The sequence below is a fragment of the Streptomyces sp. NPDC057271 genome (assembly GCF_042668715.1).
Classification (GTDB): Bacteria; Actinomycetota; Actinomycetes; order Streptomycetales; family Streptomycetaceae; genus Streptomyces.
This window is the reverse complement of record NZ_JBHUYJ010000030.1, coordinates 1-25,221: the sequence shown is the minus strand read 5'-3', so window position 1 is coordinate 25,221 and position 25,221 is coordinate 1. Positions and strand designations below refer to the sequence as shown.

Genomic DNA, 25,221 nt, shown 5'->3' with positions numbered 1-25,221 from the left:
CGAACCAGCAGAAGGAAGACCCAGATGTCCATCCAGCAGTCTGACGTCCTGTACACCGCCGTCGCGACCGCCGAGAACGGGCGGGACGGCCGTGTGGCCACCGACGACGGTCAGCTCGATGTCGTCGTGAACCCGCCGAAGGTCATGGGCGGCTCCGGCGCGGGCACCAACCCCGAGCAGCTCTTCGCCGCCGGGTACAGCGCCTGCTTCCAGGGCGCGCTGGGCGTCGTCGCCCGCAACGAGAACGCCGACATCTCGGGCTCGACGGTCACCGCCGAGGTCGGCATAGGCAAGAACGACGACGGCTTCGGCATCATCGTCAAGATCTCGGCGACCATTCCGAACGTGGATGTCGAGACGGCGAAGAGCCTGATCGAGAAGGCCCACCAGGTCTGCCCGTACTCCAAGGCGACCCGCGGGAACATCACGGTCGAGCTGGCCGTCTGATTGCGCGTAGGCTGAAGAGGACCGCACCCCGACCGACCGGGGTGCGGTCTCTTCTGTGTCCCGGCCCGCGCGGGGCGCCCGATAGGGTGATCGACATGCGCGATTTCGGGGCCGGGTTCGGATATCTGGTACAGGGGCAGAAGTGGGTGGGCCGGCACGGCCGGTGGTTCGGTTTCGGGCTGCTGCCCGGACTCGTGACCCTCCTGCTGTACGTCGGCGCGATCATCGGTCTCGGCTACGGCGCCGACGACCTGACCGCCTGGGCGACGCCGTTCGCCGACGACTGGACCTCTCCCTGGCAGGGGATCCTCCGCGGCTTCCTCACCGGCCTCGTCTTCGCCTTCGGGCTCTTCCTCGCGGTCATCACCTTCACCGCCGTGACGCTGCTGGTCGGGCAGCCCTTCTACGAGTCGCTCTCCGAGCAGGTCGACCGCACCGAGGGCGGCGACGTCCCCGAGTCCGGCCTGCCGCTCTGGCGCGAGCTGTGGATCTCGGCGCGCGACAGCCTGCGCGTCCTGCTGCGGGTCGCCCTGTACGGCATCCTGCTCTTCGCCTGCGGCTTCATCCCGGTCGTCGGCCAGACGGTCGTCCCCGTCGTGGGCTTCTGCGTCTCCGGCTTCTTCCTCGCCGAGGAGCTGACGGCCGTCGCCCTCCAGCGCCGCCGCGTCGAGCTGAAGGAGCGCCTCGGGATGCTCCGCGGCCGCCGGACGCTCACCCTGGGCTTCGGCGTCCCGCTGACCCTCGCGTTCCTGGTCCCGTTCGTCGCCGTGTTCCTGATGCCGGGCGCGGTCGCGGGCGCGACGCTGATGGCCCGCGACCTGAACGGCGAGACGGCGCCCGCGGAGGACGGCAAGCCCGCCCCCGTCCCGACGGGCGCCCCGCACCCCTACCACACGACCTAGCCAGACGGGGTGCGGCTTCTCAGCCCACCTCGGCGAGGGCGTAGCCCTCGCGGTCGGCGCCCGCGTCGGCGATCCGCTCGCCGTCCGGGCCCCAGACACCGCTGTGGCCCTCGCACGTGCCCTCCTCGCTCTCGCCGAGGACGTTGGCCATCGCGACGTACAGCCCGAAGTCCCTGGCCCGTGCCGGATAGACCGTCTCGAACGAGTCGTTGCCGGCCGTGAGCACCGAGCTCGCCAGACAGACCGTGCAGCCGTCGCCCGCCGCCCGCTCCGCGAACTCGGGGAAGCGGTTGTCGTAGCAGGTGGCGAGCGCGAAACGGGTGCCGTCGAGCGTGAAGCGGCCGTCGGCGCTACCCGCCGTGAAGACCTCGTTCTCGAACCCGTGCAGACGAGTCTTGTCGTAGCGGGTGAGGAGTCCGCCGTCCGGGCCGAGGACGAGCGAGGTGATGCCCGGCGGCAGGCCCCCTGCCGTGCGCACCGGTCCGTTGACGACGGCCGCCGTCCCGGCGGCCCGGCAGGCATCCCGTACCGGATCGAGCCGTCCGTCGTCCTCGGCGAGATGCAGGGCGGGGTTCCGGCGGATGAGGGTCGGCTCGTAGCCGGTGAGGGCCAGCTCGGGGAGGACGACGACCCGCGCGCCCTCCCCGCCCGCCCGTCGGACCAGGTCGGCCGTGGTACGGACGTTGGCCTCGATGTTCCCGGCGACCGGGGCGAACTGCGCTGCTGCGACGATCATGACCCCCATCCTTCCGCCCGCCGCCCGGCGCGGGAAACCCCGGCCGGGTACCCGTCAGGAGGCCGCCACCGCGATGATCGCCCGCACCTGGCCGATGATGTCCACCCGGTTGCGTACGAACCCGGGGTCCGTGACCGCGCCCGTCGCCGGGTCCGTGTTCCCCGCCCCGAACTGCAGCACCGGAGTGTGGACGTGGCCGCCCGGCAGCTCCCGCAGGCCGAGCCGGTCGCGCAGCAGGGTCGCGCGGTAGGCGATCTCGTTGGAGAGGTAGTCCCCGCCGCCGCCCGCGCGAGCCGTCGAGCCCGGCGTCGGCCCCTCCGGGCGGACCACCGGTCCGGTCCAGCCCGCCGGGATCTCGGTCACCGCCGTGTTGTCGCGGACCGGGAAGCGCCCGGTGTCCGCCGCGACGATCGAGGCGTACGGAAGGGGCGTCGCCGTCCACTGGGGCTGCGTGGCCGGGTCGGCGACCGGGACGGTCTCCGTGCGCGAGAGGTTCTCGTTGTCGGGGAACCCGCCCCGCCAGGCCCGGTTGAACCGCTCGATGTCGAAGCGCCCGATCCGGCCCTGGCTGACCGTGGCGAAGAGGTCCACCTTCGGCAGCTGCTCCCGCAACGTCCGCTCGACCGTGCCGTCGGCGAAGTCCTGCCAGCGGACGGGGAAGACAGCGGTCTCGATCCGGGCGAGGCCGCCGTCCGGGGTCCGGATCCACGTGCCGTCCAGAGCCAGCGCGGTGGCCCCGGACGGGTTGGAGATCCGGGCGTCCCGGTCGAGGGTGAGCGAAGCGAGATGGAGGTCCCCCCCGGCCGAAGGCTGGGGGAGGATCGAAGCCGGTCATCAGGATCCGCTTCACGCCCTTCCCGAGGGGGAAGCGGATCGCGTCCTGACCGCGAGAGGAGCGCTCCAGCCGGTCGAGCAGCCGGGCCCGGCCCTCGGCGGAGAGCCCGAACTCGGGCTGCCAGGAGCGCAGTTACCTGGTCATGGAGAGCCGTGCCCAGTACAGCGGCCGGTCGTCGTCCCGGCTCAGATCGCCGCGTACGCGACGCCCCTGCGCCCGGTCCACGGCGGCCCGCCAGAGCCCCGCGCCGTGCCGTACCGCTGCCCGCTCGGCCTCCCCGTACGACTCCGCGCCCGCGAGCGCACGGGCGAACTCCGGTGCCACGGAGGCGAATCCACCCCGGTGCAGGATCTCCTGCGGCGCGGCCCGGTCGAGCCGTGCCTCCTCGACACTGCCCGAAGCGGCGCGGCCCGAAGCAGCGCCCGAGACAGGGCCCGTCGCGGTGACCACGTCGTCGGCAGAGGCGGGTGGTGCGGCCGCGACCAGCGTCGCGGTGATCAGGGCGAGACCGAGCGAGGCGTGGCGCATCCGGGGCAGCACAGGCGAGCCCTCCGTCGGGTCGGGAACACGGGTCGGCAACCGGCTCGCGCAGAATCCCGACTCACCCGCAACTCCCGCTACGGTGCCCTCACTTGTCGCTTCCGTGCAGGAGGCGCAGAAAGTCCCGGAACGCCTGCGGCATGTCCACCGCCGACGGGTCGAGCAGCCACTGGTACTGCAGCCCGTCCATCACGGCCGTCAGGATCGGCGCCGCCTGCTCCGGAGTCAGCCCGCTCGGCAGCCGCTCGCCGAACTCCAGACGCAGGACGTTCGCCATCTCCTCGCGGACCTGGGTGTAGCGCTCGGTGAAGAAGCTCCGCGCCGGATGGTCGTCGGTCACGCTCTCGCCGAGCAGGGCCGAGAAGGTCTGCACGATCCCCGGCCGCATCGCGTTGTACTCGACGAGCGAGTCGATCAGGTCGAGCCGCCAGCCCTCGCGCGAGCCCGCCCCGCTGGTGTCCCACTTGTCGCGCTCCGCGAGGACCGCGACGAGCAGGGCCTCCTTCGTGGGGAAGTAGTGCAGCAGCCCCTGCTGGGTCAGCCCGACGCGCTCGGCGACGGCGCCGAGCGACGCCCCCCGGTAGCCGCGCTCGGCGATCACTTCGAGGGCCGCGCGCACGATGTCCGAGCGCCGCTCCTCGCTCCTGGCCCGCACCATCGCCGTGGCCCCCCTCTCCCTGTAGCCGTCCGCCGGAACGCTCCGTCCCAGAGGACCGTACGACATCTCGATGTTACGAAGCGATAACGAAACCTACCGATCTACAGGTATCCGGTCCACCATGGGCGCCACAAGGACGCCAACAAGGAGGTACGGCCGTGTCGGAGATCAGTGCGGAGTCCGTTCGGGAGCAGGCCGTCGAGACGGCGCTCGCCAAGCTCGACCTGGACGCCAGGACACGGCTCCTCGCCGGCCAGGACATGTGGTCGCTGCCGGCCGTGCCCGAGATCGGGCTGCGGTCGGTCGTGATGTCGGACGGCCCGATCGGCGTCCGCGGCGTCCGCTGGACCGCCGACGACCCCTCGGTCGCCCTGCCGTCCCCGACGGCGCTCGCCGCCGCCTGGGACCCCGCCCTCGCCCGCCGTGCCGGCCGGCTGCTCGCCCAGGAGGCCCGCCGCAAGGGCGTCCACGTCCTCCTCGCGCCCACCGTCAACCTGCACCGCTCACCGCTCGGCGGCCGCCACTTCGAGGCCTACAGCGAGGACCCGTACCTCACCGGCGCCATCGGCACCGGTTACGTCCAGGGCGTCCAGGACGGCGGCGTCGGCACGACGGTCAAGCACTTCGTGGCCAACGACGCCGAGACCGACCGCTTCACCGTCGACAACAAGGTCGCCCCGCGCCCGCTGCGCGAGCTCTACCTCGCCCCCTTCGAGGCCATCGTCAAGAACGCTCACCCCTGGGGCATCATGACCGCCTACAACCAGGTCAACGGCGTGACCATGAGCGAGCACCACGAACTCGTCAACGAGGTCCTGCGCGGCGAGTGGGGCTTCGACGGGGCCAACGTCTCCGACTGGATGGCCGCCCGGTCCACCAAGGGCGACATCGAGGGCGGCCTCGACATCGCCATGCCCGGCCCGCAGACCGTCTACGGCGAGGCGCTCGCCGCCGCCGTCCGCGCCGGCGAGGTCGAGGAGTCGACCGTCGACACGGCCGTACGGAACGTGCTGCGGCTCGCCGCCCGCGTCGGCGCCCTCGAAGGCGCCCCGCCGGTCGTCACCGAGGCCCCGGACACCATCGACGGCGACGCGCTGGCCCGCGAGATCGCCCACCGCGGCTTCGTCCTCGTACGGAACGAGAACGCCGCCCTTCCGCTGGCCGCGAGCGGCACCGTCGCCCTCTCCGGCGCCGCCGCCCGCGACGCCCGCATCCTCGGAGGCGGCTCCGCCCAGGTCTTCCCCGACCACACCGTCTCCCCGCTGGCCGGCCTCACAGCCGCGCTGCCCGACGGCGCGCTCACCTTCTCCGTCGGCGCCGACCCCAGCGACGAGCTCACCCCCGCCGGCTCCGTCAGGTCGGGCTTCACCCTCCGCGCGGTCTGCCGCGACGCCGACGGCACCGTCCTCGGCGAGGGCGCCCTGCCGGGCGGCCAGGTCCAGTGGATCGGAGACGACCTCCCGGCCGGCGTCACCCACGAGACCCTGCACTCCATCGAGGTCACCGGCACGTTCACCCCGCGCGAGTCCGGCGAGCACTCCTTCGGCACCCGCGGCCTCGGCGCCTTCACCCTCCGCGTCGCGGGCGAGACCGTCTTCGACGGTGTCCAGAGGATGGGTGCGGAGAGCGACCCCTTCGAGGCGTTCTTCGGCGCCCCCGTGGAGCGCGCCAAGGTCGCCCTCACGGCGGGCGAGACCGTCGAGGTGTCCCTGCTCCACCCGCTCGACAAGGAGTTCGCGGCCCCACTCCCGGCGGTCATGTTCTCGTTCGTCCACCTCGGGCCGCGCCGCGACCCCGACGAACTGATCGCCGAAGCCGTCGATGCCGCCCGTGCCGCCGACACCGCCGTCGTGGTCGTCGCCACCACCGAGCGCGTCGAGTCCGAGGGCTTCGACCGCAAGGACCTCGCCCTGCCGGGCCGTCAGGACGACCTCGTCCGGGCCGTGGCCGCCGCCAACCCGAACACGGTGGTCGTCGTCAACGCCGGCTCCCCGGTCGAGATGCCCTGGCGCGAGGACGTCGCCGCGGTGCTGCTCAGCTGGTTCCCCGGCCAGGAGGGCGGCGCCGCGCTCGCCGACGTCCTCACCGGCGCCGCCGAGCCCGGCGGCCGGCTCCCCACCACCTGGCCCGTCGCCCTCGCCGACGTCCCCGTCGCCGACGTCACCCCGAACGACGGCGAACTCGTCTACACCGAGGGCGTGTTCATCGGCTACCGCGCCTGGGACAAGGCCGGCGCCACCCCCGCGTACCCCTTCGGGCACGGCCTCGGCTACACCACGTGGGGGTACGACTCCCTCGAAGCCACCCCGACGACGGCGAAGGTCCGCGTCACCAACACCGGCACCCGCACCGGCCGTGAGGTCGTCCAGATCTACCTGGCGCCGACGGCGGACCGCGTGGAGCGGCCGGAGCGCTGGCTGGCGGGCTTCGCCTCCGTCGAGGCGGGCGCCGGCGAGTCCGTCGAGGTCGAGATCCCGCTGCCGCGCAGGACCTTCGAGATCTGGGACGAGGAGAACAACGACTGGACCTTCGTCCCCGGCACATACGAGGTCAGGGCCGCGCACGCGCTCGGCGACACGCGCCTCACGGCCATCCTGGAACTGGAGGTCTGACCTCCCCATGACCGCCCCGGGGCGGAACCTGACAACCGCCCCGGGGCTCCCCCTCCGGTCGCTCCCGGCCTCCTTCAGCGCGCTCCGAAGCGGAAGACGGTGGTCGAGGCGTACACATCCCCGGGCCGCAGCACCGTGGACGGGAACTCCGGCCGGTTCGGCGAGTCCGGGAAGTGCTGGGCCTCCAGGGCGACCCCGCCGAGGTCCTCACCGGCGTACACCTGAAGCCCCGGCTCGGAGGTCTCCACCGTCACCGTCCGGCCGGTCGCCGGCGCGTACAGCTCCGCGGCGGCCGCGGGACCGCCGCCGTCCAGCACGAAGTTGTGGTCCAGCGGGATCGTGAGCGGCCGGCCGGTACGGAAGTCCAGCTCCGTCTCCGCGACCTCGGCGAACTCCCCGGTCGGGACGCCCGTGGCGTCGGCCGGCGTGTACCGGGCGGCGGCGATGCGCAGCTCGTGCGCCCCGCCGCCCAGGTTCCAGTACGAGTGGTTCGTCAGCGCCACCACCGTCGGCGCGTCGGTCTCCGCCCGGTAGGCGATCCGCAGCGCGCCCTCGGCGTCGAGCGTGTACGTCGCCGAGACCTCCAGGCGCCCCGGGAAGCCCTCCTCGCCGTCCGGGCTCACCTGGGAGAGCCGTACCCCGCCCTCGACCTCCCGCGCCTCCCACACCCGCTTGTCGAAGCCCCGCTCCCCGCCGTGCAGGGAGTTCGGACCGGCGTTGCGCGCGAGGCGGTACGTCGTGCCGTCCAGGGTGAAGGACCCGCCCGCGATCCGGTTCGCGTAACGGCCCACCAGCGCGCCGAAGTACGGCTCCGGATGCTTCAGGTACCCCTCCAGACCGGGGAAGCCGAGGACCACGCGGTCCGGGACACCGTCCCGGTCGGGGGTCTCGACCGACTGCACGATGCCGCCGTACGTCAGCACCCGTACCCGTACCGCGCCGTGCTGGAGCGTCCAGCGCGTGACGTCCGTACCATCGACCGAACCGAAGGGTTCACCCGTGATCCTCATGATCCGGAACCCTACGCGGGCGGCTCCGGCGCCGTCACCTGCCGGTGGGCGATCTCCGCGAGCCGCGCCTGCCCGTTCTTGCTGGGGTGGAACCAGTCCCACGGGCTGAGCTGCCTGCCGTCGAAGCGGAAGCCGAACACGGCGCCGCCGTCGTACCGGCAGCGCCGGTCCTTCGCGCAGACCTCCTCCAGGACCGTGTTGTACGCCACCACCCGGTCCCGCACGAGGGACCGGCGCCGCTCGGCCGACGCGCTCAGGTCCTCCGCGTCGGCCAGCATCGAGGCACAGATCCCCAGCTTCCAGACCTGGCGGCCCATCGGGCTGTCCTTGCCCTGCGACCAGAGCCGCTTCAGGTCCGGCACGCTCGACACGTACACCTGCGCCCTGGGCGCGGTCCTCCGCAGCGCGGTGAGCGCCGCCTCGAAGTCCGCGCGGAACTCGTCGACCGGCGTCATCAGTTCCACCCGGTCACGGCAGGCGTCGTTGGCGCCCATCATCACCGTCACCAGCTCTGGCTTCCGGGCGCCCGCCCGGGTCATCTGCCCGGGCAGCTCCGCCATCCGCGCCCCGGTCCGCGCCAGGTTCCAGCTGCGGTCGGTGACGCCGTCGGCGCCGAGGAGCCGCAGGGCCAGGCTGTTGACGGCGGTGTCCGTGCCGGTCGCCCAGGACACCTCGGGGCAGTCCGCCAGGACCTCGCAGGCGTCGAACGCGCGGGTGATGGAGTCGCCGACGGCGGCTACGGAGGCGGGGGTGCGGTCCCAGACGGGCGTGGGCCGCGGGGTCGGGGTCGGCTTCCGCGAGGCCGGCCCTGCGGTCTCACACCCCGTCAGGGCGCCCGCGCCCAGCAGCAGGGCGGCACCCGCGGCGGCGACGTTGGTACGGAAACGGCGTCTGCCGCGCATCTCTCGGCCCCTCCTCGGCGTCCGTTCGGCGTCCTGGCGAGTGAAAGCTTGGTGTCCACCCGGCCCCGGACCGACCGTACGTCACCCCAAGGGCGGTGCGGCACGGTAGCTTTTCCCCCGTCGAACCAGAGGCACCTTTGCCCATCGGCTCCGGTAAATTACATCACGTCACATGCTGTCCCCTTTTCGGGGGTTTACGGAGTTTCACTCCCGATGCTGTTTACTGAGGCCGCTGGGAAAGGCGAACCTCGTCCCACACTGGAGGTCCCGGTGACGACACGTGGAGTCCTGTACGTACACTCCGCACCGCGCGCGCTGTGCCCGCACGTCGAATGGGCGGTGGCGGGTGTCCTCGGTGCGAGGGTCCAGCTCGACTGGATCCGCCAGCCGGCGTCCCCCGGCACCTGGAGAGCCGAGTTCTCCTGGCAGGGCCAGACCGGCACCGCCTCCAAGCTCGCCTCCGCGCTGCGCGGCTGGCAGATGCTCCGGTTCGAGGTCACTGCCGAACCCTGCCCGACGGCCGAGGGCGAGCGCTACAGCGCCACGCCCGAGCTGGGCATCTTCCACGCCGTCACCGGCATGCACGGCGACATCCTGATCCCGGAGGACCGCCTGCGGGCCGCACTGGCCCGCTCGGTGCGCGGGGAGACGGAGCTGGAGTCGGAGATCGCCAAGCTCCTGGGCAAGCCCTGGGACGACGAACTGGAACCCTTCCGCTACGCCGGCGAGGGAGCCCCGGTCCGCTGGCTCCACCAGGTCGTCTGACCCCACCCCGGAAGCACCGAAGGCCCACCCCGGTCGTGGGGTGGGCCTCGGGTGTGCGGGTGGGTCAGACCGTGCGGAAGGCGAGGACCACGTTGTGGCCGCCGAAGCCGAAAGAGTTGTTGATCGCGGCGATCGTGCCCTGCGGGAGCTCGCGGGGCTCGTCGCGGACGATGTCCGCGTCGACCGCCGGGTCCAGCTCGTCGACGTTGATCGTCGGCGGGGCCACGCGGTGGTGCAGCGCCAGGACCGTCGCGACGGTCTCGATGCCGCCCGCGCCGCCCAGCAGGTGACCCGTCATCGACTTCGTCGCCGAGATCGCGACATGGTCCAGGTCGTCGCCCAGCACCTTGCGCAGCGCCTTGATCTCCGCCACGTCACCCTGCGGCGTCGACGTCGCGTGCGCGTTGAGGTGGACGACCTCCGACGGCTTCAGGTCCGTCGAGTCCAGCAGGTTCTGCATCGCCGCGGCGATGCCCCGGCCGGTCGGCTCGGGCTGCGCGATGTGGTGGCTGTCGGCCGACAGGCCCTGCCCCAGCACCTCGCAGTAGATCCGCGCGCCACGGGCCTTCGCGTGCTCCTCGGACTCGAGGATCACCACGCCCGCGCCCTCGCCGAGCACGAAGCCGTCACGGCCCATGTCGTACGGACGCGAGGCCTTCGTCGGCTCGTCGTTGTTCTTGGACATCGCCATCATGTTGGCGAAGGCCGCGATCGGCAGCGGGTGGATCGCCGCCTCCGTGCCGCCGGCCACGACCACGTCGGCCCGGCCGGTACGGATCATCTCGACGGCGTAACCGATCGCCTCCGCACCCGACGCACACGCCGAGACCGGGGTGTGCACGCCCGCCCGGGCGTTCACCTCCAGACCGACGTTGGCGGAGGGGCTGTTCGGCATCAGCATCGGCACGGTGTGCGGGGACACGCGGCGTACGCCCTTGTCCTTCAGCACGTCGTACTGGTCGAGCAGAGTCGTGACACCGCCGATACCGGAGGCGATGACGGAGCCGAGCCGCTCGGGCGCGATGCTCTCGTCCTCACCGGCCGGGGCGGTGTAGCCCGCGTCGGCCCACGCCTCACGGGCCGCGATCAGCGCGAACTGCGCCGAACGGTCCAGCTTGCGGGCCAGCGGGCGGGGCAGAACGTCACCCGGGTCGACCGCGGCGAGCGCCGCGATCTGGACGGGCAGTTCGGCGAATCGTTCGCCCTCGAGGGGCCTGACGCCGGAGCGTCCCGCCATCAGACCTTCCCAGGTCGATGCGGAGTCGCCACCCAGCGGTGTGGTTGCGCCGAGACCGGTGACGACCACGGTGCGATTGGTCGAGCTCACAGGAATTCTTTCTCCACGTGTGTGTTGGTCGAAATACGGCGCCACCGCCGGGTGGCGGACCGAGTCAGCAGAGGCCGAATCAGGCCTGGTGCTTCAGGATGTAGTCGGCAGCGTCGCCGACCGTCTTGAGGTTCTTGACGTCCTCGTCCGGGATCTTGACGTCGAAGCGCTCTTCGGCGGCGACGACGACCTCGACCATGGACAGCGAGTCGACGTCCAGGTCGTCGGTGAAGGACTTGTCCAGCTGGACGTCCTCGACCGGGATGCCGGCGATCTCGTTGACGATGTCGGCGAGACCGGCGACGATCTCTTCCTGGGTGGCGGCCATGGTGGCGCTCCTTCTGTGATGTGCTGTGGAAAAGGGCTTCCGGAAGGTCCGGAGTGCCTAGGGGAGAGTAACGACCGTCGCGGCGAAGACGAGACCCGCCCCGAAGCCGATGATGAGCGCCGTGTCGCCGCTCTTCGCCTTTCCGGTCGCCAGGAGCCGCTCCATCGCGAGCGGGATCGAGGCGGCCGAGGTGTTGCCGGTGGTCTCGACGTCACGCGCGACCGTGACGTGCTCCGGCAGCTTCAGCGTCTTCACCATCGAGTCGATGATCCGCATGTTGGCCTGGTGCGGGATGAAGACGTCAAGGTCGTCCGCCGAGATTCCGGCGGCGTCCAGCGCCTGCTGGGCGACCTTCGCCATCTCGAAGACGGCCCAGCGGAAGACCGCCTGGCCTTCCTGCGTGATGGCGGGGAACTTGATCTCGCCCTGCTCGTTGAGGGGGAGCTTCGAGACGTCGCCGGTGGGGGTCCCCCCTGCTCGAGCGAAGTCCAGAGCGTGGGGGAGGAACTCGTTCCACGGCACGGTCTGCTTGATCGTCTCGGACTTGTCGCCCTCCGAACCCCACACGGTGGGTCCGATGTGCGGCACGTCGGAGGGGCCGACCACGACCGCGCCGGCGCCGTCACCGAACAGGAAGGCCGTCGCGCGGTCCTCCAGGTCGGTCAGGTCGCTCAGCCGCTCGACGCCGATCACCAGCACGTACTCGGCCGAGCCCTCGACGATCATGCCCTTGGCGAGCGTCAGGCCGTAGCCGAAGCCCGCGCAGCCGGCGGAGATGTCGAACGCGGCCGGCTTGCCGGAGCCGATCTTGTCGGCGATCTCGGTGGCGACGGCCGGGGTCTGCTTGAAGTGCGAGACCGTGGAGACGATCACGGCGCCGATCTGCTCCGGGGTGATCCCGGCGTCGGCGATGGCCTTCCCGGAGGCCTCGACCGACATGGCGGTCACGGTCTCCTCCGGGGAGGCCCAGTGGCGGGTGGCGATGCCGGAGCGCGAGCGGATCCACTCGTCGGACGAGTCGATCTTCTCGAGGATCACCTCGTTCGGCACGACCCGGGTGGGGCGGTAGCCGCCGACACCCAGGATCCGCGCGTACGGGGCGCCCTTGCTGGGCTTGATCTTCGACATGCTCTACGGCTCCTTACTCAGGCTGCAGTGTGCTCGGCGACGAGCGTGCGGGCCGCGTCGAGGTCGTCGGGGGTCTTCAGGGCGACGGTCGCCACGCCCGGAAGCGCGCGCTTGGCCAGACCGGTCAGCGTGCCGCCGGGACACACCTCGATCAGGGCCGTCGCGCCCAGGGCCTTGAAGGTGTCCATGCACAGGTCCCAGCGGACCGGGTTGGCGACCTGGCCGACGAGGCGCGCGATGACGTCCGCGCCCTCGGTGACGACCTGGCCGTCCTTGTTCGAGACGTAGCGCACGCGCGGGGCGGCGACCGCCAGATCCTTCGCGGCCGTCTCCAGCTTCGCCACCGCCGGTGCCATGTGGTGCGTGTGGAACGCGCCGGCCACCTTCAGCGGAACGACCCGGCGTACACCCTCGGGCTTGTCCGCCTCCAGAGCGGCCAGCTGCTCCAGGGTGCCGGCGGCCACGATCTGGCCGGCGCCGTTGACGTTGGCCGGGGTCAGACCGAGCTTCTCCAGGTGCTGAACCGTCACATCGGGTTCGCCGCCCAGCAGCGCGGACATACCGGTCTCGGTGATCGCGGCGGCCTCGGCCATCGCCAGACCACGCGCCCGTACGAGACGCAGGGCGGCGGTGTCGTCGAGGACGCCGGCGAACGCGGCGGCGGTGATCTCACCGACGCTGTGGCCCGCGACGGCCCCGGGGCTCACCTCGCCGAGCGCCGCGGCCGAGAGCAGGCCGGCGGCGACGAGCAGGGGCTGGGCCACGGCGGTGTCGCGGATCTCGTCCGCGTCCGCGTTCGTGCCGTAGTGGACGAGATCGAGCCCGATGACCTCGGACCAGGCCGCCAAGCGGTCGGCGGCACCGGGGAGTTCGAGCCAGGGAGTCAGAAAGCCGGGCGTCTGGGCGCCTTGGCCGGGAGCGACGAGTACGAGCACCCTCACACTCTCTCTTGGGGACGGCTCCACGCGCCCGTGGGGACTAGGACGAAGAACCGTCGGGGGAATTGTTGGTTTTCGACAAAAGTCTAGGGCTGTGAATCGTCGTCGGCCAAGCGCCCGAGAATGAGCGCGATTCGCAGCGTAAACGCGGAACGCACATCGGAGGGTGACCATCCGGTGACGTCTGTCACACGTCGAAGCCGGTAGCGCACGGTGTTGGGGTGGACGAAGAGCATGCGCGCCGCGCCTTCGAGGCTGCTCGCCTGTTCCAGATAGACACTCAGTGTTTCCAGCAGCGCCGAGCCCGCTTCCTCCAGCGGTCTGTAGATCTCCTCCACCAGCTGCTCACGGGCCGAAGGGTCGGAGGCGATCGCGCGCTCCGGCAGCAGATCGTCCGCGAGGACCGGCCGTGGGGCGTCCTGCCAGGCCGAACACGCCTTGAGTCCGGCGGCGGCGGCCTGCGCGGACCGGGTCGCGGCGAGCAGGTCGGGGACGACGGGGCCCGCGACGACCGGCCCGGCGGCATACGGTCCGATCAGGGCCTTCGCCACGGCGAGCGGGTTGTCGTTGCCGCCGGCGATGACGACGAGCCGGTTGCCGAGAACACCGGTGAGGACCTGGAGCTTGGCGTGCCGGGCGGCGCGGCGGATGGCCTCCACGGTCAGCTCGCTGTCGCCGTCGGGGGCGGTGCCGAGGACGACGCAGACGTGCTCGGGGGAGTTCCAGCCGAGGGCGGCGGCCCGGGAGACGGCGCCCTCGTCGGCCTCCCCGGAGAGGACCGCGTTGACGACGAGCGACTCGAGACGCGCGTCCCAGGCGCCGCGGGCCTCGGCGGCCTGGGCGTAGACCTGGGCGGTCGCGAAGGCGATCTCCCGGGCGTAGACGAGGAGCGCCTCGCGGAGGATCGACTCGTCGCCGGGGGCGGCGACCTCCTCGATCGCCGCCTCCATGACCTCGATGGTGGTGCGCACCATCTCGACGGTCTGCCGCAGCGTGATGGCGCGGGTCAGCTCGCGGGGTGCGGTACCGAAGACGTCGGTGGAGATGGCCTGCGGTGCCTCCGGGTGCCGGAACCACTCGGTGAACGCGGCGATACCGGCCTGGGCGACCAGACCGATCCACGACCGGTTCTCGGGCGGCATCGCCCGGTACCACGGCAGCGTCTCGTCCATGCGGGCGATGGCGTTGGCGGCCAGCCGCCCGGAGGCCTGTTCGAGGCGCTTCAGGGTCGCGGAGTGCGGATGGGAGGCGTTCATCGGTTCAGACACGGACTAAGGGTGCCTCATCGGGCCACGGACATGTGGCCGGGGTGCCGTGGGCGTTCCCTCCGCGCGGACGCCGGGACCGGCGCGGGCCGGGGATACCGTGGCTCCGTGATTCGTATCCAGCGTGCCGGTGACCGCTACCCCGGGGGTGATCCGGAGGCCGGGATCGAGACCCGCCACGCCCTCTCCTTCGGCGCTCACTACGACCCCGACAACGTCCGCTTCGGCGCGATCCTCGCCTGCAACGAGGAACGGCTCGCGCCCGGCGCCGGGTTCGACGAGCATCCGCACAGCCACACCGAGATCGTCACCTGGGTGGTGGAGGGCGAACTGACCCACCACGACACGGCTGCCGGGCACAGCACGGTCGTCCGGCCCGGAGACGTCCAGCGGCTCAGCTCCGCGGGCGGCGTACGGCACGAGGAGCGCAACGACGCCGACGTGCCCCTGGTCTTCGTCCAGATGTGGCTCGCCCCGACGGAGGCGGGGGGCGACCCCGCGTACGAGATCGTCCGCGGCATCGCCGACTCGACGCCGTACGCCCTGCCGGAGGCGGCCGCGATGCTCCACGTCCGCCGTCTGGACGCGGGCGAGCGCACGGCGGTCCCGGACGCGGACTTCGTCTACGCCCATGTGGTGCGGGGCACGGTCCGCCTGGACGGCGAGGAACTCGCCCCCGGCGACGCGGCCCGCGTCACCGACGCGCGTGCCCTCGCCCTCCTGGCCACCGCCGACGCGGAGGTGCTCCTCTGGGAGATGCGCCGCGTCTGAGCGGCGCCGCCGCGGCGAGGCGGCGGCACCTCTCGCACGGCGTCAGCGGCCCACCGCGCTCTTCGCCTGCCACTGCTCCCAGCTCAGGTTCCACGCCCCGTAGCCGTTGCCCTCCGCGACCGTGCCCTTCGTGTCCGCGCCGCGGATCTCGAAGGGGTCGCCCGCACGGACCTGCCCGTAGAACCACGCCGCGTCGGCGTCGCTCATGCCGATGCAGCCCGAGCTCCTGTTGGCGCGCCCGAAGTGCGCGGCGTTCCACGGCGCCGCGTGCGCGTACATCCCCGACCAGGTCAGGCGCATCGAGTAGTCGACCATCTTGTCGTAGGCGTCGCCGAGCCCGACCGTCTCCGAGTTCATGTTGATCGTGCCCTCCTTCGCCATCAGCACCGCCGTACCCCGCCACGACCGCTTGTCACCGCCCGGCGTCCCGCCCGACACGGGGATCGTGCGCACCGCGCGTCCGTCCCGCTCCAGCACGAGCTTCTTGCGGTCCAGGTCGACCTTCACCACCTGCGCCGCGCCGCCGACCGTGAATCCCGTCCGGTAGTCCCGTACGAACCAGCCCCCGCCCGAGTCCGTGCCGTTCAGCGTCGCGTCGAGCGTGATCTTCGTGCCCGGCTTCCAGTACTCCTTCGGCCGCCAGTCCACCCGGTCCCTGCCCGAGTAGTCCTTCAGCCAGCCCCACGACCCGACCGTGCCGTTCGAGGTGGTGACCTTGAGCTGCTTCTCCACCTCGGCCTTCTGGGACACCGGCCGGTCGAAGACGATCGACAGCGGCTGCCCCACCCCGACCGTCGTGTTCTTCCCCGGCGCCAGCGTCAGCTTGTTGACCTGTGACGCCTTCGCCGTCGCGAACGTGGAGCGGGTCGTCGCCTCCTTCCCGCCGGCCGTACGGGTCGTCGCCTCCACCCGGTACGAGGTGCCCGGTACCGCCTTCCGGTCCGAGACCCAGGACGTCCCGCCCGCCCCGGTACGGCCCGTCAGCGCCGCGCCGTCCGCGTCGACGACCTTCACCTCCGTCAGCTTGCCGCCCGTCGCGGAGACCGTGACGGTCCGTCCCGCCGCGGGGCTCGCGACGGTCACCTTCGCCGGCGCCTCCATGGACTCCGCGCTTCCCTCGTCACGGGGCGCGCCCACCGCCCCCGACGAACACGCGGCGAGAGAGCCGCAGAGGGCGAGGGCCGCCAGCGCGGGGCGTATTCGGGCGCGGGCCCGGGTGCGTACGGACATCACGGAAGCCTCCGGAAAACGTGTGGGATGCCCGGACTGTAGGCCGCGCCGAGCACCTCCGACGCCGTGTGACAAGGGCTGGTGAGGAACGGTCATCGTCCGGTCACACACGACGCGCGGCACGGTCAAGGACGGCTGTGAGCATCCTGTGCGCCCCACGACCGAGGGGCGGAACAAGGAGGCTCCCGTTGTGTCAGCTCTGCTCGTGACGGCCGCACCCCGGCACGCCACCCGCGTGCAGCCCCTCACCTCGGAGGAGTACCGCGCCCACCTCGCCCGCAGCGGGGCCGGCGCCGGCTTTCTCCAGCTCCCCTCCTGGGCCGGGGTGAAGGACGGCTGGACCCATCAGCTCCTCGGCTGGGGGCCCGAGAACGGCGGGCTCACCGGCGTCGCCCTCGTCCTGCTGCGTGCCTTCCCCGGCACCCGCAAGTACTTCGCCTACCTCCCCGAAGGGCCCGTCGCCGACTGGTCCGACCCCGACATCGACGGCTGGCTCACCCCGCTGCTCCGGCACCTGCGCGCCTCCGGTGCCTTCGCCGTACGCGTCGGACCCTCGCCCGCCTTCCGCCGCTGGAACGCCGCCACCCTCAAGGCGAACGCCGGGCCGGGCCGGCGCCTCGCCGACGTCCTCGCCGACGAGGTCGACCCGCTCGGCACCGCCGTCGCCGAGAGGCTCCGCTCCCGTGGCTGGCGCCGCTGCGGAGGCGACTCGACCAGCGCCTCCGACGGCGCCGACGCCCAGCCTCGCCACGTCTACCAGGTCCCCCTCGCCGGCCGCAGCACCGACGACCTGTGGAAGGGCCTCAACCAGGAGTGGCGGCGCAACGTCCGCAAGGCCCGCACGTCGGGTGTCGAGATCGTCGTCGGATCGGCGGCCGACCTGCCCGAGTTCTTCCGGCTCCTGCGGATCACCGAGGAGCGCGACGGCTTCCGGCTCGGCCGCTCCCTCGCGTACTACGAACGCCAGTACGCGGTCCTCAACGCCGAGGAACCGGGCCGGATGAAGCTCTACCTCGCCCGCCACGAGGGCGAGACGCTCGCCGCCCACACCATGATCACGGTGGGCAGGCGGGTCTGGTACCAGACCGGCGCGTCCGCCGACCACCGCCGCGAGGTCCGTCCCTCCAACGCCCTGCAGTGGCGGATGCTGACCGACGCCCACGCGCTCGGCGCGGACGTGTACGACATGCGCGGGATACCCTCCACCCTTGATCCGGACGACCGCGCCCACGGTCTGCTGCGCTGGAAGCTCGGCACGGGCGGTCAGGCCGTCGAGACGCTGGGGGAGTGGGAGAAACCGTTGGACGGCACGACCAACCACACGCTGTACCGGGCCTTCCAGGCCTACCTGGCCCGTCGATGACGGCGACCGTGGCGGAGGCGCCGGCGCGGCGCGCGCCCTCCGTACTGCGCAGCGGCGCGCTGATGGCCGCCGGGTCGCTGGTCTCGCGCGCCAGCGGCTTCGTACGGTCCGCGGTCGTCGCCGCGGCGCTGGGCGTCGGGGGGATCGCCGACGGTTACGCGGTCGCCAACTCCATCCCCACCATCGTCTACATGCTGCTCGTCGGCGGGGCCCTCAACGCGGTCTTCGTGCCCGAGCTGGTCAAGGCGGCCAAGGAGCACGAGGACGGTGGCGTCGCCTACACCGACCGCCTCCTCACGGTCTGCGTCGGCGCGCTGCTCGCGCTGACGGCCGGCGCTGTGCTCGCGGCGCCCGCGATCATCGACGCGTACACCGACTACAGCGGCGCGCGGGAGTCCATGACGGTCGCCTTCGCCCGCTACTGCCTGCCGCAGATCTTCTTCCTCGGGCTCTTCACCCTGCTCGGGCAGGTCCTGAACGCCCGGGGCCGGTTCGGCGCGATGATGTGGACGCCCGTCCTCAACAACCTCGTCGTCATCGGGGTGTTCGCGCTCTACCTGGCGACCGCGGCGGGCGGCGGCCTGACGGCGGGGGAGACCGCGCTGCTCGGCTGGGGCACGACGGCGGGCATCGCGCTGCAGGCGCTGGCACTGGTGCCGTCACTGCGGTCGGCCGGATTCCGCTGGCGTCCGCGCTTCGACCTGCGGGGCAGCGGGCTGACGGCGCCCCTGCGGTCGGCGGGATGGCTGGTGCTGTTGGTCCTCACCAACCAGGCCGCGTACTGGGTGACGACGAAGCTGGCGACGGCGGCGGGCACGAGGGCGGAGGAGCTGGGCGCGGGCGGGGGCTTCGGCTTCGCCGCGTACAACAACGCCTATCTGCTGTGGGCGGTACCGCACGGCATCGTCACCGTCTCGCTGGTGACGGCGCTGCTGCCGCGGATGAGCGGGGCGGCGGCGGACGGCGACCTGGCGGGGGTGCGGCGGGACGTCTCGTACGGACTCCGCACGAGCACCGCGGCCGTCGTCCCGGCGGCCTGCGCGCTGTTCGCCCTCGCGGTGCCGCTGATGGGACTGGTCTTCCAGTACGGAAGGACCGACGCGGACGACATCCGGGCGATGGCCTGGATCCTGATGGCGTTCGCGCCGGGACTGATCGCCTTCTCGGGCCAGTACGTCTGCACCCGCGCCTTCTACGCGCTGCGGGACACCAGGACCCCCTTCCTCCTCAACCTGGTGATCGCGGCGGTCAACGCGGGCCTGTCCCTGACCGCGTACGCGCTCCTTCCGCCGACCTGGGCGGTGGCGGGCATGGCGGCCGGCTACTCGCTCGCGCTGTGGTCGGGCTGGGCCCTGACGGCGTACGCGCTCCGACGCCGCCTGAGCCGCCTGAGCCTGCCTCGGCCCGACACGTCCGTGTCCGGTGCGACGGGCGGGGCCGGGTCCGGGTCCGGGGCAGAGTCCATGTCCGGTGTCGGCTCTTCCGGTTCTGCCTCCGCGCTCGCCCGACTGCTCGTGGCCGCCGCGCCCGCGGCCGGGTTCGGGCTGCTCGTCGCCGACACGACCGCTCCGGCCGGCGCGCTCGCCTCCGGGGCGGCGGGGTGCCTCACCGTCCTCGCCGTCTTCGTCCTGCTCGCCCGGCCGCTCCGGCTCACGGAGGTACAGGCCGTGTCGGCGGGCGTCGGACACCGCCTGAGCGGCCTGACCCGCCGCACCTGACCCGCCGCACCCGCCGCGAGCGACCACCGCTCCGACCGGCTCACCTGCTCCGAGCGGCCACCACTCCGACCGGCCCACCCGCCGTGAGCGACCACCACTCCGACCGGCCCACCTGCCCCTCTTCTCACTTTGGGATACTGCCGATATGCCTCGCGTTCTTCTGATAGAAGACGACCCCTCCGTCCGCGAAGGGGTCGAACTCGGGCTGCGCCGACGCGGGCACGACGTCCGCGGCGCCGCGACCGGAGAGGCGGGGCTCGCGCTGCTCGCGGAGTTCCGGCCTGATCTCGTCCTGCTCGACCTGATGCTCCCCGGCGTCAACGGCGTCCAGGTCTGCCGCCGGATCCGGGAGACCAGCCAGCTGCCGATCATCATGCTGACCGCGCGCGGCGACGACTTCGACATCGTCGTCGGCCTGGAGGCCGGAGCCGACGACTACATCGTCAAACCGGCCCGTACCGAAGTCATCGAAGCCCGCATACGCGCCGTCCTGCGCCGTATCGAGGAGCCCGGCGCCGGTCGCCCCGCCATCGAGTTCCACGGCGAGATGGCCATCGACCGCGCCGGACTCACCGTCGCCAAGTCCGGTGAGCGCATCGCCCTCGCCCCGTCCGAACTCAAGCTCCTGCTGCATCTGACCGCCCACCCCGAGCAGGTCTTCAGCCGCCAGCAACTTCTCGAACACGTCTGGGAGCACAGCTACCACGGTGACGCCCGCCTCGTGGACGCCTGCGTCCGCCGGCTGCGCACCAAGATCGAGGACCCCGCCGGCGCTCCCCGCTACATCCAGACCCTCCGCGGTTTCGGCTACCGCTTCGGACCGCTGTGAAGGGGCGCCGCGCTCCGCGACGCCGCCACCGCCCCTTCGGGCTCCGTACCCGGCTCGTCCTCGCCTTCCTCCTCGTCGCCGCCGTCGGCTGCGGCACCACCGCCGCCCTGACCTACCGCGCCGCGCGCAACGCCGTCCTCGAACAGGCCCAGGACACCGCCGTCTCCGCGTTCCGCGAGAGCGTCCAGGTCCTCGACGTGACGCTGCCGATCCAGAAGGACTCGCTGCGCTTCGACCTCCAGCGGATCGCCCGTCAGGGCAAGCCGCGACCCTGGCGGGTCTACGCCGAGTACGGCTCCCTCCGCGTCTCGTCCGCCGACCGCCCCACCTCCACCGTCATCACCTCCGAACTCCGCTCCCGCGCCAAGGCCTCCGCCCACGGCAGCTTCCAGCGGGTGATCAAGAACGACCGGCCCTACCTGACCGTCGCCGTCCCCGCCGTCTTCCGGGCCCACACCCCGGCCAAGGCCGTCCACCGCACCGGCCTCGTGCTGTACGCGGTCATGGAACTCGACGCCGAGGAGGCCAACGTCGAGGCCATGGTCCTCGCCGCCCGCGACGGCGCCCTGCCCGCGCTCGCCGTCGCCCTGATCCCGGCCCTGCTGGCCGCCCGCAGCGTGCTCCGTCCGGTACGGGAGCTGCGACGGGCGGCCGACTCCATGGGGCGCGGCGAGCTGGACGCCCGGATCCAGGTCAAGGGAAGCGACGAACTCGCCGACCTCGCACGGACGTTCAACGAGTCGGCCGCCGCGCTCGAACGCTCCGTCGTCGAGCTGCGGCACGCCGAGGCACGCGCCCGGCGCTTCGCCTCCGACGTCTCCCACGAACTGCGCACTCCGCTTGCCGGGATGCTCGCCGTGACCGAGGTCCTCGACGAGGACGCGGACACACTCGACAGCGACACGGCCCGGGCGGTACGGCTCATCAGCGCGGAGACCGGCAAACTCGCGGTGCTCGTGGAGGACCTCATGGAGATCTCCCGCTTCGACGCGCGCGCCGCCGAACTCCACGTGGACGAGGTGGACGTGGCCGACTGCGTCCGCAAGACCCTTCAGCACCGCCGCTGGACCGACCCGGAACTCGTCCGGACCGAGCTGCCCGACGGAGTACGCGTCCGGCTCGACCCGCGCCGCTTCGACCTCGTCGTCGCCAACCTCGTCGGCAACGCCCTGCGGCACGGTGAGGCGCCGGTGACGGTGAGCCTGCGCACCGACGGCGACCGGCTGGTCACCGAGGTCTCCGACCGGGGGCCCGGCATCGCCGACGAGGTCCTGCCCCACGTCTTCGACCGCTTCTTCAAGGCGGACCAGGCCCGGACCCGTTCCGCGGGCAGCGGACTCGGACTCGCCATCACCCTGGAGAACGTCCGGCTGCACGGTGGCACCGTCACAGCTGCGAACCACCCCGACGGCGGCGCCGTCTTCACCGTGCGGATCCCGCGATGAGGCGCGGGACCGGGCTGGGTACGGCCCTCCTGGCGGGCGCCCTCGCGCTCACCGGCTGCGGCATCCGGCAGAGCGACGTCGTGGAGGCCGGCGGGCCGGCGACGATCGCCGTCGCCCCCGGCGAGGTCGGCCGGGTGCTGCTGTTCTTCGTCGACGTGGACGGCAGACTGACCCCGGCGGCCCGCGCGCTTGACACGCACCAGCTGATGCAGGAGCAGGTCGTGGCCACGTATCCACGGGGACTCGGGGTCGCAGCGCCCCCGGCGCTCTCCGCGCTGCTCCGCGGTCCGACCGCCGAGGAGCGCGCCGCGGGCCTCTCGACCCGGCTCCCGGAACCGGCGTGGGCGACCGGCAAGGGGGGTCCCCTGGTGAACGTGGAGACCGACGAGGACGGGGAGCACCGGCTGCGGGTCAGTCTCGACTTCCCGCTGGGAGACCTGGACGGGGCTGCCGCCCGTCAGCTGGTGTGCACGGCCGCCTACGCGGAGGAGACCGACGGACGGATCGCGGTCGTCCTGTCGGGGCCGGGCGGAGCGCGCCCCGCCGAGCGCTGCGACGAGTTCGAGGTCGCCCCGGCCGCTTCGGGGACGGGCGCCCCGCCGGAGACGGACGCCCCGACGGAGGGTGGTCCGTCCACCACCCCGAGCGACCTCTTGGGCACGGGCGGCGGCGGCCGCGCCCCGGGGCCGACGGGCACGGCGGGCCCGGAGCCGTCCCCGACCCGCACGAGCACTCCCTGACGGAGCCCGCGCACCCCGCGCGCATCCACCGGCGGGACGGCGCCCGCCCCGCCTGGGGCTTCAGCCGCGCAGCTCCGCGAGAACCGCGTCCGTGAACGGCGGCCACGCCTCCACCGCCCACGCCCCGAAGGCCCGGTCCGTCAGCGCCACGCACGCGGCGCGCGCGTCCGGGTCGATCCACAGGAACGTGCCCGACTGCCCGAAGTGCCCGAACGTCCGTGGCGAGGACGAGGCCCCCGTCCAGTGCGGCGTCTTGCCGTCCCGGATCTCGAAGCCGAGCCCCCAGTCGTTCGGCCGCTGATGGCCGTAGCCCGGCAGGATGCCGGTGAGACCGGGGTACGACACCGTCATCGCGTCGAGCACCGTGCGCGCGTCGAGCAGCCGGGGCGCCTGCACCTCGGCCGCGAACCGCACCAGGTCGTCGACCGTCGAGACGCCGTCCTTGGCGGGCGAGCCCTCCAGCGTCGTCGAGGTCATGCCCAGCGGCTCCAGGACGGCCTGGTGGAGGTAGTCGGCGAACGGGATGTCCGTCGCCTTGGCGACATGGTCGCCGAGGACCTCGAAGCCGGTGTTGGAGTAGAGGCGGCGCGTGCCCGGTGCGGCCATGACCCGCGGCTCGTCGAAGGCGAGCCCCGAGGTGTGCGCCAGCAGATGCCGGACCGTCGCGCCCTCGGGCCCGGCTGGCTCGTCGAGGTCGATCGCCCCCTCCTCGTACGCGACGAGGACGGCGTACGCCGCGAGCGGCTTGGTGACGGAGGCGAGCGGGAACCGCTGTCCGGTGGGGCCGTGCGCCCCGGCCAGGGTGCCGTCCGCACGGACGACGGCGGTGGCCGCGGTGGGGACGGGCCAGTTCTCGATCAACGCCAGGCTCTGCAGGGACATGGAGCCGAGCCTACTTGCTTGGAGTGCACTCCAGGGTTCTAGCGTGGTGGCCATGAGCGTGACCGAGAGCAGCGCCGCACACTTCACCATCAGCGAGGTGGCCGCCCTGACCGGCCTGTCCGCGCACACCCTGCGCTGGTACGAGCGGATCGGGCTGATGCCGCACGTCGACCGTTCGCACACCGGCCAGCGCCGCTTCTCCCAGCGCGATCTGGACTGGCTGGCGTTCGTCGGCAAGCTCCGGCTGACCGGGATGCCGGTCGCCGGGATGGTGCGGTACGCGGAACTGGTGCGGGAAGGCGATCACACCCGGGACGAACGGCGCGAGCTGCTGGAGAGCACCCGCCGGGACGTCCTCGCCCGCATCGGCGAACTCCAGGACGCGCTCGCCGTGCTCGACATCAAGATCGGGCACTACGGAACCATCTGCGGAGGCACGACCTCATGACCAGCAGGATCGACACGGTACGGCTCGGCGGCCAGGACGGGCCGGAGATCGGCGTCCAGGGCTTCGGCGCCATGGGCATCAGTGAGTTCTACGGCGACACGGACGAGGCCGCCGCCCGCGACACCCTCGACGCCGCGCTGGAGGCGGGCGTCACCTTCATCGACACCGCGGACATCTACGGCAGCGGTGCCAACGAGGAGTTCCTGGCGCCGTTCCTCGCCCGGCACCGCGACGAGGTCACGCTGGCCACCAAGTTCGCCATCGAGCGGCGCGCGGACGATCCGCACTACCGGGCCGTCCGCAACGACCCGGCGTACATCCGCCAGGCCGTGGAGGGGAGCCTGCGCCGCCTCGGCATCGAGACGATCGACCTCTACTACATGCACCGGCGCGACCCGGAGGTCCCCTTCGAGGAGTCGGTCGGAGCGATGGCGGAGCTCGTACAGGAGGGCAAGGTCAGGTACCTGGGCCTCAGCGAGGTGACGGGGGCGGAGCTGCGCGAGGCGCACGCGGTGCACCCGATCACGGCCCTGCAGTCGGAGTGGTCGCTCTTCTCGCGCGACGTGGAGCGCAGCGCGGTGGGCGCGGCGGCGGAGCTCGGGGTGACGTTCGTGCCGTACTCCCCGCTGGGCCGGGGCTTTCTCACCGGGGCGTTCGCGGACGCGTCGAAGGAGCTGTCGGGCGACGACTACCGTGCCCACCAGCCGCGCTTCTCGGGCGAGAACGCGGTACGGAACAGCGCGCTGCTCGCTCCGGTCCACAAGATCGCGGCCGACCACGGCGCGACGGCGGCGCAGGTGGCCCTCGCCTGGGTCCAGCAGCGCGCCTCGGTCCACCGCCTGACGGTGGTGCCGATCCCGGGCACCCGCAAGCGGACCCGGCTGGAGGAGAACGCGGCGGCGACACGCCTGAAGCTGACGGCGTCGGAACTGGCGGAACTGGAACCGATCGCCTCCCAGGTCGCGGGCGACCGCTACCCGGACATGCGCTCGACGTCGGCGGCGAGGGAGTAGCGGGTCGACGGGGCGCGGCGGGGGAGCAGCGGGTCGACGGCGGCGCGGCGGGGAGTACCGAGCCGACCGGATGGCCGGGATGCCCGGTTCGCCGGCTCAGCCGCCGCATGCCCTTCGCCCGGCCCCGGAAGGCTCCTGAGCTTCCCGGGGTGACTCACGCCGAGCACGCCGGCCGCCGGCCCGTCGGGGCTCACGCCGGGCCTCGGGCTCACGCCGGGCCTCGGGCTCACGCCGGGTCTCGGGCTCACGCCGGGTCTCGGGCTCACGCCGGGCCTCGGGCTCACGCCGGGCCTCGGGCTCACGCCGGGCCTCGGGCTCACGCCGGGCCTCGGGCTCACGCCGGGTCTCGGGCTCACGCCGGGTCTCGGGCTCACGCCGGGCCTCGGGCT

General features: G+C 72.5%; 24 protein-coding genes and 1 pseudogene. 12 read left to right on the top strand and 13 right to left on the bottom strand.

Features of this window, described 5'->3' with window-relative positions; translation table 11 throughout:
* Window positions 1-24: 24 nt before the first annotated feature.
* Both ACFUJR_RS16535 and ACFUJR_RS16530 read left to right on the top strand, forming a co-directional pair.
* Complete coding sequence (locus tag ACFUJR_RS16535; protein WP_383169024.1) at window positions 25-447, top strand: organic hydroperoxide resistance protein; 423 nt, start codon at window positions 25-27, stop codon at window positions 445-447.
* Between the two features lie 95 nt (window positions 448-542).
* A complete protein-coding gene (locus tag ACFUJR_RS16530) occupies window positions 543-1,349 on the top strand; it encodes an EI24 domain-containing protein (protein WP_383169027.1) in 807 nt (268 codons plus the stop codon).
* A gap of 19 nt (window positions 1,350-1,368) precedes the next feature.
* Here ACFUJR_RS16530 and ACFUJR_RS16525 read toward each other — a convergent pair whose 3' ends face one another.
* The 3 genes and pseudogenes from ACFUJR_RS16525 to ACFUJR_RS16515 form a co-directional block, all read right to left on the bottom strand.
* The gene (locus ACFUJR_RS16525) at window positions 1,369-2,085 is read right to left on the bottom strand and encodes a carbon-nitrogen hydrolase family protein (RefSeq protein ID WP_383169030.1); all 717 of its coding nucleotides are present in this window, start codon (window positions 2,083-2,085) and stop codon (window positions 1,369-1,371) included.
* Between the two features lie 54 nt (window positions 2,086-2,139).
* Window positions 2,140-3,448: pseudogene (locus tag ACFUJR_RS16520) on the bottom strand (pyroglutamyl peptidase).
* Window positions 3,449-3,548: 100 nt separating this feature from the next.
* Window positions 3,549-4,118, bottom strand: coding sequence for a TetR/AcrR family transcriptional regulator (locus ACFUJR_RS16515; protein WP_383169034.1), 570 nt, complete (start codon window positions 4,116-4,118; stop codon window positions 3,549-3,551).
* 158 nt (window positions 4,119-4,276) lie between these two features.
* Here ACFUJR_RS16515 and ACFUJR_RS16510 point away from each other — a divergent pair, with 158 nt between their 5' ends.
* A complete protein-coding gene (locus ACFUJR_RS16510) occupies window positions 4,277-6,730 on the top strand; it encodes a glycoside hydrolase family 3 protein (protein WP_383169037.1) in 2,454 nt (817 codons plus the stop codon).
* A 74-nt stretch (window positions 6,731-6,804) separates the two neighbouring features.
* On the opposite strand, the gene ACFUJR_RS16505 is transcribed toward ACFUJR_RS16510, so the two are convergent.
* Entirely contained in the window at window positions 6,805-7,740 is a 936-nt protein-coding gene (locus tag ACFUJR_RS16505; RefSeq protein ID WP_383169039.1) for an aldose epimerase family protein, read from the bottom strand.
* A gap of 11 nt (window positions 7,741-7,751) precedes the next feature.
* A complete protein-coding gene (locus ACFUJR_RS16500; protein ID WP_383169042.1) occupies window positions 7,752-8,642 on the bottom strand; it encodes an SGNH/GDSL hydrolase family protein in 891 nt (296 codons plus the stop codon).
* Window positions 8,643-8,912: 270 nt separating this feature from the next.
* Here ACFUJR_RS16500 and ACFUJR_RS16495 point away from each other — a divergent pair, with 270 nt between their 5' ends.
* Entirely contained in the window at window positions 8,913-9,407 is a 495-nt protein-coding gene (locus ACFUJR_RS16495; RefSeq protein WP_383169045.1) for a DUF3145 domain-containing protein, read from the top strand.
* A 64-nt stretch (window positions 9,408-9,471) separates the two neighbouring features.
* Here ACFUJR_RS16495 and fabF read toward each other — a convergent pair whose 3' ends face one another.
* The 5 genes from fabF to fasR all read right to left on the bottom strand — a co-directional run bounded on the left by fabF (window position 9,472) and on the right by fasR (window position 14,384).
* Complete coding sequence (gene fabF / locus ACFUJR_RS16490) at window positions 9,472-10,734, bottom strand: beta-ketoacyl-ACP synthase II (protein ID WP_383169047.1); 1,263 nt, start codon at window positions 10,732-10,734, stop codon at window positions 9,472-9,474.
* Window positions 10,735-10,813: 79 nt separating this feature from the next.
* Entirely contained in the window at window positions 10,814-11,062 is a 249-nt protein-coding gene (locus ACFUJR_RS16485) for an acyl carrier protein (protein WP_352189292.1), read from the bottom strand.
* A 57-nt stretch (window positions 11,063-11,119) separates the two neighbouring features.
* The gene (locus ACFUJR_RS16480) at window positions 11,120-12,190 is read right to left on the bottom strand and encodes a ketoacyl-ACP synthase III (RefSeq protein ID WP_383169050.1); all 1,071 of its coding nucleotides are present in this window, start codon (window positions 12,188-12,190) and stop codon (window positions 11,120-11,122) included.
* A 17-nt stretch (window positions 12,191-12,207) separates the two neighbouring features.
* Window positions 12,208-13,125, bottom strand: a complete 918-nt coding sequence (locus tag ACFUJR_RS16475; RefSeq protein ID WP_383169053.1) for an ACP S-malonyltransferase — start codon at window positions 13,123-13,125, stop codon at window positions 12,208-12,210.
* An 89-nt stretch (window positions 13,126-13,214) separates the two neighbouring features.
* Window positions 13,215-14,384, bottom strand: coding sequence for a fatty acid biosynthesis transcriptional regulator FasR (fasR, locus tag ACFUJR_RS16470; protein ID WP_383169114.1), 1,170 nt, complete (start codon window positions 14,382-14,384; stop codon window positions 13,215-13,217).
* A 120-nt stretch (window positions 14,385-14,504) separates the two neighbouring features.
* Between fasR and ACFUJR_RS16465 the strand changes: the two genes are divergently transcribed.
* A complete protein-coding gene (locus ACFUJR_RS16465; protein WP_383169117.1) occupies window positions 14,505-15,164 on the top strand; it encodes a pirin family protein in 660 nt (219 codons plus the stop codon).
* A 42-nt stretch (window positions 15,165-15,206) separates the two neighbouring features.
* Here ACFUJR_RS16465 and ACFUJR_RS16460 read toward each other — a convergent pair whose 3' ends face one another.
* Entirely contained in the window at window positions 15,207-16,394 is a 1,188-nt protein-coding gene (locus ACFUJR_RS16460) for an Ig-like domain-containing protein (protein WP_383169057.1), read from the bottom strand.
* A gap of 190 nt (window positions 16,395-16,584) precedes the next feature.
* On the opposite strand from ACFUJR_RS16460, the gene ACFUJR_RS16455 reads away from it, so the two are divergent.
* The 5 genes from ACFUJR_RS16455 (at window position 16,585) to ACFUJR_RS16435 (ending at window position 22,489) form a co-directional block, all read left to right on the top strand.
* Entirely contained in the window at window positions 16,585-17,757 is a 1,173-nt protein-coding gene (locus ACFUJR_RS16455) for a lipid II:glycine glycyltransferase FemX (protein ID WP_383169060.1), read from the top strand.
* A complete protein-coding gene (murJ, locus tag ACFUJR_RS16450) occupies window positions 17,754-19,475 on the top strand; it encodes a murein biosynthesis integral membrane protein MurJ (RefSeq protein WP_383169064.1) in 1,722 nt (573 codons plus the stop codon). Before ACFUJR_RS16455 ends, murJ begins: the two co-directional genes overlap by 4 nt.
* A 145-nt stretch (window positions 19,476-19,620) precedes the next feature.
* The gene (locus ACFUJR_RS16445; RefSeq protein WP_383169067.1) at window positions 19,621-20,304 is read left to right on the top strand and encodes a response regulator; all 684 of its coding nucleotides are present in this window, start codon (window positions 19,621-19,623) and stop codon (window positions 20,302-20,304) included.
* Window positions 20,301-21,749, top strand: coding sequence for an ATP-binding protein (locus tag ACFUJR_RS16440; protein ID WP_383169070.1), 1,449 nt, complete (start codon window positions 20,301-20,303; stop codon window positions 21,747-21,749). Before ACFUJR_RS16445 ends, ACFUJR_RS16440 begins: the two co-directional genes overlap by 4 nt.
* Complete coding sequence (locus ACFUJR_RS16435) at window positions 21,746-22,489, top strand: hypothetical protein (RefSeq protein ID WP_383169074.1); 744 nt, start codon at window positions 21,746-21,748, stop codon at window positions 22,487-22,489. The genes ACFUJR_RS16440 and ACFUJR_RS16435 overlap by 4 nt, the downstream gene beginning before the upstream one ends.
* 60 nt (window positions 22,490-22,549) lie before the next feature.
* Here the strand turns inward: ACFUJR_RS16435 and ACFUJR_RS16430 are convergent, their stop codons facing one another.
* Window positions 22,550-23,371, bottom strand: coding sequence for a serine hydrolase domain-containing protein (locus ACFUJR_RS16430; RefSeq protein WP_383169078.1), 822 nt, complete (start codon window positions 23,369-23,371; stop codon window positions 22,550-22,552).
* 52 nt (window positions 23,372-23,423) lie between these two features.
* On the opposite strand from ACFUJR_RS16430, the gene ACFUJR_RS16425 reads away from it, so the two are divergent.
* Complete coding sequence (locus ACFUJR_RS16425) at window positions 23,424-23,819, top strand: MerR family transcriptional regulator (protein ID WP_383169081.1); 396 nt, start codon at window positions 23,424-23,426, stop codon at window positions 23,817-23,819.
* Window positions 23,816-24,832 (top strand): aldo/keto reductase, encoded by a 1,017-nt coding sequence (locus tag ACFUJR_RS16420; RefSeq protein WP_383169084.1) that lies wholly within the window; start codon window positions 23,816-23,818, stop codon window positions 24,830-24,832. Before ACFUJR_RS16425 ends, ACFUJR_RS16420 begins: the two co-directional genes overlap by 4 nt.
* A gap of 96 nt (window positions 24,833-24,928) precedes the next feature.
* Here ACFUJR_RS16420 and ACFUJR_RS16415 read toward each other — a convergent pair.
* Window positions 24,929-25,221, bottom strand: a 293-nt coding sequence (locus ACFUJR_RS16415; protein WP_383450481.1) for a hypothetical protein, incomplete at its 5' end; no start/stop codon positions are given.

Coding starts and splice junctions, on each gene's coding strand:
- ACFUJR_RS16525 (WP_383169030.1), bottom strand. CDS start 2,085: ATGATCGTCGCAGCAGCGCAGTTCGCCCCGGTCGCCGGGAACATCGAG.
- ACFUJR_RS16430 (WP_383169078.1), bottom strand. CDS start 23,371: ATGTCCCTGCAGAGCCTGGCGTTGATCGAGAACTGGCCCGTCCCCACC.
- murJ (WP_383169064.1), top strand. CDS start 17,754: ATGACGGCGACCGTGGCGGAGGCGCCGGCGCGGCGCGCGCCCTCCGTA.
- ACFUJR_RS16530 (WP_383169027.1), top strand. CDS start 543: ATGCGCGATTTCGGGGCCGGGTTCGGATATCTGGTACAGGGGCAGAAG.
- ACFUJR_RS16480 (WP_383169050.1), bottom strand. CDS start 12,190: ATGTCGAAGATCAAGCCCAGCAAGGGCGCCCCGTACGCGCGGATCCTG.
- fasR (WP_383169114.1), bottom strand. CDS start 14,384: ATGAACGCCTCCCATCCGCACTCCGCGACCCTGAAGCGCCTCGAACAG.
- ACFUJR_RS16500 (WP_383169042.1), bottom strand. CDS start 8,642: ATGCGCGGCAGACGCCGTTTCCGTACCAACGTCGCCGCCGCGGGTGCC.
- ACFUJR_RS16435 (WP_383169074.1), top strand. CDS start 21,746: ATGAGGCGCGGGACCGGGCTGGGTACGGCCCTCCTGGCGGGCGCCCTC.
- ACFUJR_RS16425 (WP_383169081.1), top strand. CDS start 23,424: ATGAGCGTGACCGAGAGCAGCGCCGCACACTTCACCATCAGCGAGGTG.
- ACFUJR_RS16420 (WP_383169084.1), top strand. CDS start 23,816: ATGACCAGCAGGATCGACACGGTACGGCTCGGCGGCCAGGACGGGCCG.
- ACFUJR_RS16505 (WP_383169039.1), bottom strand. CDS start 7,740: ATGAGGATCACGGGTGAACCCTTCGGTTCGGTCGATGGTACGGACGTC.
- ACFUJR_RS16485 (WP_352189292.1), bottom strand. CDS start 11,062: ATGGCCGCCACCCAGGAAGAGATCGTCGCCGGTCTCGCCGACATCGTC.
- ACFUJR_RS16445 (WP_383169067.1), top strand. CDS start 19,621: ATGCCTCGCGTTCTTCTGATAGAAGACGACCCCTCCGTCCGCGAAGGG.
- ACFUJR_RS16535 (WP_383169024.1), top strand. CDS start 25: ATGTCCATCCAGCAGTCTGACGTCCTGTACACCGCCGTCGCGACCGCC.
- ACFUJR_RS16515 (WP_383169034.1), bottom strand. CDS start 4,118: ATGGTGCGGGCCAGGAGCGAGGAGCGGCGCTCGGACATCGTGCGCGCG.
- ACFUJR_RS16460 (WP_383169057.1), bottom strand. CDS start 16,394: ATGTCCGTACGCACCCGGGCCCGCGCCCGAATACGCCCCGCGCTGGCG.